Origin of the sequence: Sediminimonas sp. (assembly GCF_024637375.1) — a bacterium.
Classification (GTDB): Bacteria; Pseudomonadota; Alphaproteobacteria; order Rhodobacterales; family Rhodobacteraceae; genus Sediminimonas.
Window position 1 is genome coordinate 1 of record NZ_JAGXFK010000026.1, and the last position, 10,819, is coordinate 10,819.

Annotated in this window: 10 protein-coding genes, 1 tRNA gene and 1 pseudogene; 9 read left to right on the forward strand and 3 right to left on the reverse strand. The window is 67.0% G+C overall.

Annotated features, from left to right (window positions below; genetic code table 11):
• The first annotated feature begins 190 nt into the window (after positions 1-190).
• Positions 191-448, forward strand: a complete 258-nt coding sequence (locus Q0L89_RS03465) for a DUF2312 domain-containing protein (protein ID WP_296762582.1) — start codon at positions 191-193, stop codon at positions 446-448.
• Positions 449-464: 16 nt separating this feature from the next.
• Here the strand turns inward: Q0L89_RS03465 and Q0L89_RS03470 are convergent, their stop codons facing one another.
• A complete protein-coding gene (locus Q0L89_RS03470) occupies positions 465-1,340 on the reverse strand; it encodes a hypothetical protein (RefSeq protein ID WP_296762583.1) in 876 nt (291 codons plus the stop codon).
• A gap of 84 nt (positions 1,341-1,424) precedes the next feature.
• Between Q0L89_RS03470 and Q0L89_RS03475 the strand changes: the two genes are divergently transcribed.
• The 7 genes from Q0L89_RS03475 to der all read left to right on the forward strand — a co-directional run bounded on the left by Q0L89_RS03475 (position 1,425) and on the right by der (position 7,632).
• The gene (locus Q0L89_RS03475; RefSeq protein ID WP_296762585.1) at positions 1,425-3,080 is read left to right on the forward strand and encodes an iron ABC transporter permease; all 1,656 of its coding nucleotides are present in this window, start codon (positions 1,425-1,427) and stop codon (positions 3,078-3,080) included.
• A 49-nt stretch (positions 3,081-3,129) separates the two neighbouring features.
• Positions 3,130-3,205, forward strand: a tRNA-Thr gene (locus Q0L89_RS03480).
• A 61-nt stretch (positions 3,206-3,266) separates the two neighbouring features.
• Entirely contained in the window at positions 3,267-3,737 is a 471-nt protein-coding gene (locus Q0L89_RS03485) for a DUF6538 domain-containing protein (RefSeq protein WP_296762587.1), read from the forward strand.
• A gap of 9 nt (positions 3,738-3,746) precedes the next feature.
• Positions 3,747-3,923, forward strand: coding sequence for a hypothetical protein (locus Q0L89_RS03490; RefSeq protein ID WP_296762589.1), 177 nt, complete (start codon positions 3,747-3,749; stop codon positions 3,921-3,923).
• Between the two features lie 124 nt (positions 3,924-4,047).
• Positions 4,048-4,701, forward strand: a complete 654-nt coding sequence (locus Q0L89_RS03495) for a hypothetical protein (RefSeq protein ID WP_296762590.1) — start codon at positions 4,048-4,050, stop codon at positions 4,699-4,701.
• A gap of 76 nt (positions 4,702-4,777) precedes the next feature.
• A complete protein-coding gene (locus Q0L89_RS03500) occupies positions 4,778-6,094 on the forward strand; it encodes a PQQ-binding-like beta-propeller repeat protein (protein ID WP_366937891.1) in 1,317 nt (438 codons plus the stop codon).
• Positions 6,095-6,144: 50 nt separating this feature from the next.
• Complete coding sequence (gene der / locus Q0L89_RS03505) at positions 6,145-7,632, forward strand: ribosome biogenesis GTPase Der (RefSeq protein WP_296762592.1); 1,488 nt, start codon at positions 6,145-6,147, stop codon at positions 7,630-7,632.
• A gap of 34 nt (positions 7,633-7,666) precedes the next feature.
• Here der and Q0L89_RS03510 read toward each other — a convergent pair whose 3' ends face one another.
• Complete coding sequence (locus tag Q0L89_RS03510; protein ID WP_296762593.1) at positions 7,667-9,091, reverse strand: YdiU family protein; 1,425 nt, start codon at positions 9,089-9,091, stop codon at positions 7,667-7,669.
• A 227-nt stretch (positions 9,092-9,318) separates the two neighbouring features.
• Here Q0L89_RS03510 and Q0L89_RS03515 point away from each other — a divergent pair, with 227 nt between their 5' ends.
• Complete coding sequence (locus tag Q0L89_RS03515; protein WP_296762595.1) at positions 9,319-9,495, forward strand: hypothetical protein; 177 nt, start codon at positions 9,319-9,321, stop codon at positions 9,493-9,495.
• On the opposite strand, the pseudogene Q0L89_RS03520 reads toward Q0L89_RS03515, so the two are convergent.
• A pseudogene (locus tag Q0L89_RS03520) lies at positions 9,470-10,722 on the reverse strand (IS256 family transposase). The gene Q0L89_RS03515 and the pseudogene Q0L89_RS03520 overlap by 26 nt on opposite strands.
• Positions 10,723-10,819: the final 97 nt, after the last annotated feature.

The following is a 10,819-nucleotide window of genomic DNA, read 5'->3' on the forward strand; positions in this document are numbered from 1 at the left end:
CCGATCCAGATCAGCGTCTCCATGCGCATTCCTCCGACTTGGCCAGTGTGCGTTGCGGGTGGTCCGGCCACCCGGTGCCGCCACCGCTTAGCCGATTGTCGCGCGCGGGGCAACGCGGGCTTGTGCCGCGCGCGCCCGGGCGCTAGGGGAGAGCGCATCCCGATGGTCCATGACATGAACGGAGCCGGTCATGAACGAGCAGTCCCCCGATGCCAACTACCGCGTCACCGCCGACGAGCTGCGCCAGTTCGTCGAACGGTTCGAGCGCCTCGAATCCGAGAAGAAAGACATCGCCGAGCAGCAGAAAGAGGTGATGGCCGAAGCCAAGGCGCGTGGCTACGACACCAAGGTGATGCGCAAGGTGATCGCGCTGCGCAAGCGCGACAAGGACGATATCGCCGAGGAAGAGGCGGTTATGGAGATGTACAAGGAGGCGCTCGGGATGTGACGCCCGGCGCGCGCGCTCAAGGTGTGATCAACTGCACGCCGGGGATACGCCCGATCTCGAATGTGTCTTCCTCGTACTGGGCGCTGAGGCTTTCGACATAGGCCTCGGTCCAGTCGGGCAGGTCGAGTTCCTCCTCGATCTCGTCATCCAGCGCGAACTTGTCCAGAAAGGCCGAAATGACGCGTCGTTTCTGCACCTCGGTCATGCCGGGGTGTTCGGCCATGTAGGCGTGAAACCGTTTGAGCCCCTCCTTCGACATGATCTCGTCGAGCAGGTCATGGGCACCGTTGAGGTCCACGGTGGGGTCAACGCCGGCGACCTCGCGCAGCACCTCGCCCCAGATCAGCGGCGTGTCCTCGTTACACCACACGGTAACCGGAACATCCGGCGCGGCGGCGCGGATGCGCCGGATCAGCGTCGACCAGCGGATATCCATCGCGTCGGTGCCGTCCATGAAATCGAGGAACGAGGGGTGCGGGGCCTCCGCGAACACCGCCGGCAGGAAACTGGCCGGGTCGCGAATGGCCATGAACAGCTCGACCTCGGCGTCGCTGAAAAGGTCGGCAAAGCGGGCGACCCGTTCCTCGGCGTTGGGGTAGAGGATGCCGTTCGAAATCGCCAGCTTGGGCACGCAAAAGAAATTCTCGATCGACATCACGATCCGCTCGGGCTGCGAATCGTCGAGCACCGCATCGAGGATCAATTGCGCCGCGTCCTCGGCGGGGGGCGCGTTTGCCATCGCCTGGACGGTATCGCGCACCAGCCGCCGATAACGCGATGGGCGCGGAACCGAGACCCCGGCCTGCTCGAGCAGCGCGGTATTCTTGAGCAGCGACTTGACCAGCCGGTCATCGTCGGTCTTGTGAACGCCCGGATGTAATACGACCTGCATGCTGTTTCCATGGATTGAGAGATACCCGACGGCAATATATGCCTTTTTCTGGACAGTTGAACCGCTTTCGGGCAAGGGGATCGGATGAGCGGTATCATGGCGTCAGACGGGCACCGGCGCAAGCGCCGCGGCGGCGGGGTGTGGTCGATCGGCGCGGCGCTGATCGCGGCAATGGTGCTGTTGCCGATCGGTTCGGTGATCTGGGTGGCGCTGTCACCGACCGAGAATATCTGGCCGCATCTGCTGTCGTCGACGCTGCCGCGTTACCTGCGCAACACGGTGGTGCTGATGCTGTCGGTGGGCGCGCTGACCGGCGCCGTCGGGGCCGGAGCGGCCTGGATCATCACCCACTACCGGTTTCCGCTGTCGCGCTGGCTGGAATGGTTGCTGCTGCTGCCGCTGTCGATTCCGGCTTACGTGGGGGCCTATGCGCTGGTCGATCTGCTGGAGTATGCCGGCCCGGTGCAGACCACGCTGCGCGACCTCGCCGGCTGGCAAAGCGCGCGCGACTACTGGTTCCCCGAGATCCGCTCGATGGGGGCGGCGATCGTGGTACTGGCGGCGGCGCTTTATCCTTACGTCTACCTGCTGGCGCGCGCGGCATTCCGCGAGCAATCGGCCGCCACCGAGGAAGTGGCGATGTCGCTGGGGGCGGGCCCGTGGCGGCGGTTTTTCCGCGTCGGGCTGCCACTGGCGCGCCCGGCCATCGCCGCCGGCATGGCGATCGCCATGATGGAAACGGTCAACGATTTCGGCACCGTCGATTATTTCGCGGTGCAGACGCTGACCACCGGCATCTTCAGCGTCTGGCTGCAAAGCAACAATGCCGGCGGGGCCGCCCAGATCGCCTGCGTCGGGCTGGTGCTGGTGGTCGTGTTGCTGGCGCTGGAGCGGACCAGCCGCCGGCGCACGCGGTTCTTCGGCCTGTCGCGCAGTCATCGCTCCGTGGTGCGGGTGCGCCTGTCCGGCGCGCGCGCGGGCGCGGCGACACTGGTCTGCCTGCTGCCGTTTCTCGTGGGCTTCGTGCTGCCCGCCGGCGTGATCCTGCGCCACGCGCTGGCCAATGCCGATCGCTGGGTGGACCCGGCGCTATTGCGCGCGCTTCTCAATACACTGACGGTGGGCGGCTCGGCGGCGGTGCTGACGGTGCTGGCGGGGGTGTTCATGGTTTACGGGGTGCGCCTGTCGGGGCGGCGCCTGCCGCGCACGCTGCTGCCGCTGACGACCATCGGTTATGCGGCGCCGGGCGCCGTTCTGGGGGTTGGCATCCTGATTCCGCTGGCGGCGTTCGATCACCGGCTGGCCGATGCCGTCGAGGCGCTGGCGGGGGTCGATATCGGATTGGTGTTCACCGGCTCGGCGGCGGCGCTGGTGCTGGCCTACTCGGTGCGGTTTTTCGCCATCGCGCAGGGGGCGGCGGACGCGGCGATGGGGCGCGTCTCGCCCAGCCTGCCGATGGCGGCGCGCTCGCTCGGGCGTTCGCGCGGGCAGGTGCTTTCGCAGGTCTATTACCCGCTGATCCGGGGCTCTCTCGGGTCGGCGCTGCTGCTGGTCTTCGTCGATTGCGTCAAGGAATTGCCGGCCACGTTGCTGCTGCGCCCGTTCAACTTCAACACCCTCGCCACGCGGGTGCATGACCAGGCGAGCCTGGAAAACCTCGGCGATGCCGCGCCGGCGGCGATCCTGGTGATCGGCGTCGGGCTGGCCGCGGTGGGGCTCCTGGCACGGGCCAACCGCTGAGCCATTGTCCCTTGCGCCGGCGTGGCGCTTTGCGTAAGGCGAAGCCGTGGCCGGTATAGCTCAGCTGGTAGAGCACGTGATTTGTAATCTCGGGGTCGGGGGTTCGAGTCCCTCTGCCGGCACCACTCCTTTATCTAACGCATTGGTTTTGCTCCAGCTTTTAACATTTGCTAGGAGCCGTAGATCATGTCGGAGACCATTTCGCGCCCGCTCACGTTCGTCAAAGACGGGATATTCTGCTTCAGCCATCGCATCCCGAATGAGATGGAAACCCATTACACGTCACTTCGGATCGCGTTTTCGCTGCGCACGAGATCAGCAAAAATTGCAGAAGCCAGAGCCAGAAAAGCTGCCGACCAGCTCGAAGACCGCTGGTATCATTTGCGGTGCCAAGACGTGAAGCTGCCGGGCGAGCAGATGCCGCGTGAGCAGGGGCTGTCCTCGGCTGGACAGATGATGCGCCTGTGGTGTCTTCCTCATCTGTGCTTTTGTCAGAAGCAGTCGGGATATATCTACAGCAGAAGGGCAAAGGACGCCCAGTCACCTTCCACAGAGCAGCTGAGCGGTTCTGTGGCTACGTCATCGACGCCAGCGGCGACAAACACCTCGACGCCTACACCAAGGCCGATGCCTGGAGTTGGAGTTCCCCCGGTTTGATGGACGGTTATGGGCTTCGAGATTCGCGCCCGAGGGGCGCACTCCACCGCGCTGATGGTGCTGGGGCCCGAACGCGGCGTCGAGGTTGCGCAACGGCATCGCCTTGATGCGCTGTTTCTGGTTCGCGACAGGCAAAAGGGTATCGTCAGCATCGCGGTCGGAGACCTGTTCGCGCCCGGGCCCTGAACATGCGCCCGGGACAGCCTGTCGGCGGGCCTGCTGCGCGACGTACCGCTTGGCGCGACCGGCAACCCCTTGGCAGGGGGCGGCCTTCGCGCTAAGAGGGGCGAAATTCAACCGGGGGTGCCGCGTGAGCCAGACCGACAGTTTCATCGAGGAAGTCACCGAGGAGGTGCGCCGCGACAGGCTGTTCCGCCTGATGCGCAAATATGGCTGGATCGCGGTGCTCGTGGTGTTGCTGGTGGTTGGCGGCGCGGCCTGGAACGAATGGCGCAAGGCCGAGGCCGAGGCGCGCGCGCAGGCCACCGGCGACGCGATCATCGCGGCGATGCAGGCCGATGCGCCGGACGCCCGGGTCGATGCGCTGGCCACGGTTGAAACCCACACGCCGGGCGCGCAGGCGGTGGTCGACATGCTGCGGGCCGCGGAACTGGCGCAGGACGGGCAGGCGGGCGAGGCGGCCGAGCTGCTCGACCGGGTCGCCACCGATGGCGCCTTGCCGGACATCTATCGCGATCTTGCCGGGTTCAAGGCGACCCTGCTGGCGGATGCGCTGCCGGCCGAGGAGCGGCGGCTCAGGCTGGAGGCGCTGGTCGCGTCCGGGTCGCCCTTGCGGTTGCAGGCGCAGGAGCAACTGGCGCTGATGGATATCGAAGCCGGCGCGCGCGATGCGGCCATCGAGCGGTTGCAGAAGATCATGGACGATTCGGAGGTAACGCCGGGCTTGCAACGGCGCGCATCGCGGTTGATGCTGGCGCTCGGCGCGGACAGCCGCGCCGGATGAACGCGTGGCGCCCGGATGGCGCCAACGGCAAGGTAACGGCGCAGGCCCCGTTGCGGGGCGCGGACAGGGGGCTGATGTGTTGAAACGAACCGTTGCGATCATGGCACTTGCGGGGCTCGTGGCGCTGTCCGGCTGTGAGCGGGACAGCTATTTGCCGGGCAAGCGCGAGGATTTGCGCGCCTCTGGTAACGAAGACCAGCCAGCGGCGCGCGCGCAGGATCGCAGCGCGCCGATCTCGCTGCCGGCGCAGGTGCAAAACAGCGAATGGACCCACACCATCGGCACGCCGCGCACGCGGGTGTCGCATGCCGCGCTGCGGGCCGCGCCGCAACCGGTCTGGAGCACGCCGATCGGGCAGGGCGACACCCGCCGGCAGCGTATCACCGCCGATCCGGTGGTCGCCGGGGGGCGCGTCTTCACTCTGGATGCGGCGGCCAAGGTCACCGCCACCTCGACCGAGGGCCAGACGCTCTGGAGCCGGGAGGTCACGCCGCCGGCCGCGCGCTCGAAGGATGCCACCGGCGGTGGCCTGGCCTATGGCGCAGGCAAGCTTTTCGTCTCGTCGGGGTTCGGCCAGTTGACGGCGCTGGCCCCGGACAGCGGCAAGGTGCTGTGGCAGCAGCGCCTGCGCGCCACGGGGTCGGGCGCGCCGACGGTCTATGGCGGCATGGTCTACCTCGTCGCGGGCGACGATACCGGCTGGGCGATCGACGCCGAGACCGGCCGCGTGCAGTGGCAGGTAACGGCGATGCCGGATGTCTCCAACGTGCTGGGCGCGCCGGCGCCGGCGCTCAACGATACCTATGCGATTTTCGCCTTCGGTGGCGGCGAAGTGCAGGCAACCTTCCGCAAGGGCGGCTTGCGGGCCTGGAACGGGTCGGTGCGCGGGCAGCGCCGCTTTTCCGCTGCCTCCAAGGTGGGCGATATCACCGGCGATCCGGTGATCGACGGCAGCCGCGTCTACGTCGGCAGCCACGCGGGCCGCGTGGTGGCGATGAACGTCGCCAACGGAGAACGGATCTGGACCGCGCAGCAAGGGGCGATGAACCCGGTGTTCCCGGTGGGCGGCTCGATCTTCGTGATCTCCGACCGCAACGAGCTGGTGCGCCTCGACGCGCGCGATGGCAGCCGCATCTGGGGCGTCGAACTGCCCGGTTTCACCAAGTCGCGCCCGCGCCGCCAGGTCGAGCGCGTGCCCCATTACGGCCCGATCCTGGCCGGCGGCCGGATCGTCGTGGCCTCGGGAGACGGCAAGCTGCGGTTCTTCGACCCCGAGTCCGGCAAGCTGAGCTACAGCGCCGCGGTGCCCGGCGGCGCCACCACCGACCCGGTCGTGGCTGGCGGCACGCTTTACGTGGTGGGCTCACGCGGACAACTGCACGCTTTCCGTTGACGCGCGAATGGTGTATCGCGGCTCCCTGATCCGTTAGGAGCCCGTGAGAGATGACATTCACCCTGGCCATTGTCGGCCGACCGAACGTGGGCAAGTCGACCCTGTTCAACCGCCTTGTCGGCAAGCGCCTGGCGCTGGTGGATGACCAGCCCGGCGTCACCCGCGATTTGCGCGAGGGCGAGGCGCGACTTGGCGATCTGCGCTTTACCGTGATCGACACCGCCGGGCTGGAACAGGCCACCGACGAGTCGTTGCAGGGGCGGATGCGCAAGCTGACCGAGCGGGCGGTGGACATGGCCGATGTCTGCCTGTTCCTGGTCGACGCGCGCACCGGGATCACGCCCACCGACGAAGTGTTCGCCGAGATCCTGCGCAAGCGCGGCACAAAGGTGATCGTGGGCGCCAACAAGGCCGAGGGCCGGGCCGGCGAGGCCGGCGCGATGGAGGCCTGGGGCCTTGGCCTGGGCGAGCCGCTGATCCTGTCGGCCGAGCATGGCGAAGGGCTGGGCGATCTGTTGCAGGTGCTGATGCCGCTGGCCGACGCCCACGCCGCGCACGCCGAGGACACCGCGCCGGTCACCGACGTGGCGCTGGACGAGGATGGCGAGGCAGTCGCGGACGCGGGCGAAGGCGCACTGCGCTGGCCGACCCCCGAACGGCCGATGCAGATCGCGGTCGTGGGGCGGCCGAATGCGGGGAAATCCACCCTTATCAATAGCATACTGGGCGACGAGCGTTTGCTGACCGGCCCCGAGCCGGGCATCACCCGCGACGCGATTTCGCTGTCGATCGACTGGGATGGCCTGCCGGTACGCATCTGGGATACCGCCGGGATGCGCAAGAAGGCGCGCGTTCAGGAGCGGCTGGAAAAGCTGAGCGTGTCGGACGGGCTGCGGGCAGTGAAATTCGCCGAAGTGGTCGTGGTGCTGCTGGACGCCGCGATTCCGTTCGAGCAGCAGGATTTGCGCATTGCCGACCTGGCCGAGCGCGAGGGCCGCGCGGTGGTGGTGGCGGTCAACAAGTGGGACATCGAGGAAGACCGCCAGGGCAAGCTGCGCGACCTGCGCACCGCGTTCGAGCGGCTGCTGCCGCAGCTCAGGGGCGCGCCGCTGGTCACCGTGTCGGCCAAGACGGGGCGTGGGCTGGACCGGCTCAACGCCGCCATTCGTGGCGCCTACCAGGTCTGGAACAGCCGCGTGCCCACGGCGCAGCTCAACCGCTGGCTGGCCGGCATGGTCGAGGCGCACCCCCCCCCGGCGCCGGCGGGCAGGCGGATCAAGCTGCGCTACATGACCCAGGTAAAAACCCGCCCGCCGGGGTTCGTCGTCATGTGTTCGGCGCCCGACAAGATGTCGGACAGCTACACCCGCTACCTAGTCAACGGGCTGCGCGCCGATTTCGACATGCCCGGCACGCCGATCCGGCTGCACATGCGCGGGCAGGGGGCCAAGAACCCCTACAAGGGCAAGCGCGAAAGGAACGCCGGCGCGCTGGCCAAGCATCTGGGCAAGGGACAGCCGAAGGCCAAGGGCGGCTAAGGAAAACGACGCCCCCTCGCGTCAAGTGCCGCAATCAGGTGCCGCAAAAGGTTTCGCGGACCACTTCCTGCGGCTGCGGCGGGGCGGCCAGGTCGCGGTTTTCCGGGGCCGGGTCGTCGAACGGCGCCGACAGCGCCGACAGCAACCGGTGGAACGGGTCCATGTCGCCGGCGACGGCGGCCGCGATCATCGCCTCGACCCGGTGGTTGCGCGGGATAAGCGCCGGGTTGGCGGCCAGCATGCGCATTTTCGCGTCACGTTCGGTCGCGATCCGCGCCTGCCAACGCGCGTGCCAGCGGTCATATCCGGCGGGATCGGGGAAATGCGCGCGCGCGTCGCCATGGGCCAGGTCGCGGAACGTGTTGGTGAAATCGGCCGACCCCGCGACCATCAGCGCCAGCAATTCGTCGATCAGGGCAGCGTCGCCGTCGCGCATCTCGGCAATGCCGATCTTGGCGGCGAAACGGCGCAGCCGCGCTGCTTCGACCCGGTCGGGCATGGCGTTCACCATTTCGGTAAAGGCGGCGATGGCGGCGTCCTGGTCGGGCATCAGCGGCACCAGCGCCCCGGCCAGTTGCGCCACGTTCCACACGATGACGCGCGCCTGGTTGTCGTACGAGTAGCGCCCGTGCCGGTCGATCGAGCTGTAGACGGTGACCGGGTGGTAGGTATCCATGAAGGCGGCGGGGCCGTAGTCTATCGTCTCGCCCGAAAGCGCGGTGTTGTCGGTGTTCATCACCCCGTGGATGAACCCCACCGACATCCATGCCGCAACCAGATCGGCCTGGGCGGCTATCACCTGGTCGAGCATCTCGCCCGGCGATCCGGCATCGGGGAAATGGCGCGCGCGGGTGTGATCGTAAAGCGCGCGCAGCGCCGCGATGTCCTGGCGCGCGGCGAAATACTGGAACGTGCCGACGCGGATGTGGCTGGCGGCGACACGGGCCAGCGTGGCGCCCGGAAGGGCGGTGTCGCGGTAGACGTCCTCGCCGGTGGCAACGGCGGCCAACGCCCGCGTGGTCGGGATACCCATGGCGTGCATCGCCTCGCTCAGCAGGTATTCGCGCAGCACCGGGCCCAGCCATGCGCGCCCGTCGCCCATGCGCGAATAGGGCGTGCGCCCGGCGCCCTTGATCTGGATATCGCGGCGGTTGCCGGCGCGGTCCACGACCTCGCCCAGCAGGATGGCGCGACCGTCGCCAAGCTGCGGGTTGAAGCCGCCGAACTGATGCCCCGCATAGGCCTGCGCCAGTGGCGCGGCGCCCTCGGGAAGGCGGTTGCCGGCGAATATCGCGGCCAGTTCGTCCGCGTCGCGATCGGTTTCGATGCCAAGCTCGTGGGCGAGCGCGTCGTTGAAAGCCAGCAACACCGGCGCCGTCACCGGCACCGGCGCCTGCCGGGAATAGAGGTGCGCGGGCAGGCGGGCATAGCTGTTGTCGAACGGAATCGTCAGGGTCATGGTGAAAACATATGATCCCGATACCAGTTTGCCAGTGTGCGAGGGCGGTGCAACCCGCAGGTTCAAGCATTTTTCAACCAGCGGCCCTAGTCAGACTATCATTCGTCGAAATTTTCTTGGGAAACGGCATGAATCGGACCTGACGGTTCGTCTGTCATCCCATCATTGTCATCAGCGTTTCTTGAACTGACCGGGCGCGGCGGTGGGGCCTGCCATGCACGCAGATGTTGCCCGATCAGATCATAGAATTCCGGAACGATTCGCTCGACGTCCTCGATGAAAGTGCGACGGCCAGCGAAACGCTTACCGAGGCTTTCGACCAGCAGAACCTCGAACGAGTGCGGGGCGAGCTATGCCCGAAAGTTGGTGACGGCGTGATCAGGCGGCGGTTTGAAGTTGCTTGATGCCGTCCTTGAAGGCAATCCCCTGGACGATCTCGGGCAGGCGGTTTGCGCCGTCCAGCTTTCTTCATTTCGCCTGGGCTGACATCATCAGCCTGAAGGCCATGGCGAGGCCGGTTTTCCGGCTCAGGCAACCCTTGGTCTTGCCGGTCCGGTGGCGGACGGTGGCGAAGGTGCTCTCGATCGGGTTCGAGGTCCGGATGTGCTTCCAGTGTTCAGCCGGGAAGTCGTAGAAGCTGAGCAGCACTTCGCGGTCCTTGACCAGCTTGGCCACCGCCTTGTCGTATTTCACGCCGTAGGTCTCGACGAAGAAGTCGAAGGCGGCGTCGGCGTCAGCCTTGGTCTCGGCCCGGCCCGGATGTCGTGCAGGTGCCCCTTGGCCTTGGGCTGCACGGATTTCGGCATCGCGTTGAGGACATTGCCGGTCTTGTGGACCCAGCAGCGTTGCTCGCGCGTGCTGCCAAAGACCTCGCGCAACGCCGCCCAGAACCCGAGGGCGCCATCGCCGATGGCCAGCTCCGGGGCGCGGGTAAGGCCACGGCGCTTGAGATCGATCAGCAGCTCGCGCCAGCTCTGCGTGCTCTCGCGATAACCGTCAGTGAGGCCGAGAACCTCCTTGCGGCCCCATTCGTCGGCCCCGATCACGACCAGAACGCATTGCTTTTCCTCGGCCATGCGCGGCTGGAAGTAGACGCCATCGGCCCAGATGTAGACAATGCGCCGGGCTCCAAGATCGCGGCGCTGCCAGCGGTCATATTCGTCCCACCACGCAGCCTTGAGCCGCGAGATGGTGGTCGACGACAGCCCCGCCGCGTTCGGCCCCAGGAGCGCCGCGAGCGCCTCCTGAAAATCGCCGCTGGAAATGCCCTTGAGGTAGAGCCACGGCAGCAGTTCCTCGACCGACTTTGCCTTGCGCAGATAGGGCGGCAGGATGGATGACGTGAACCGGACCTTCTCGGTCCCGGCGGCTCGGTCGCGAACCCTGGGCACCTTCACCGGCACCGGGCCGATCCCGGTCATGACCTCGCGCTCCGGCAGATAGCCATGGCGCACGAGGCGGGACCGGCCATCTTCGGTCTTGTCATCGGCATGGGAGGCAAGCAGAGCGGCCAGCTCCGCTTCCACCGCCTGCTCAATCAGACGACGCGCGCCGGAGCGCAGAACCTCCGTCAGCGGATCGCGCGAAGATCCCGATGGATCAGGCAATGGCGTGATGGTAAACTTCGTCATGTGGCATATCCCTTTCTCTCCAGAGAATTGACGGCGTCTGGACACCGCCATGATATGCCGCCCCTCAGGGGCCATCACCAACTTTCAGCTATATCTC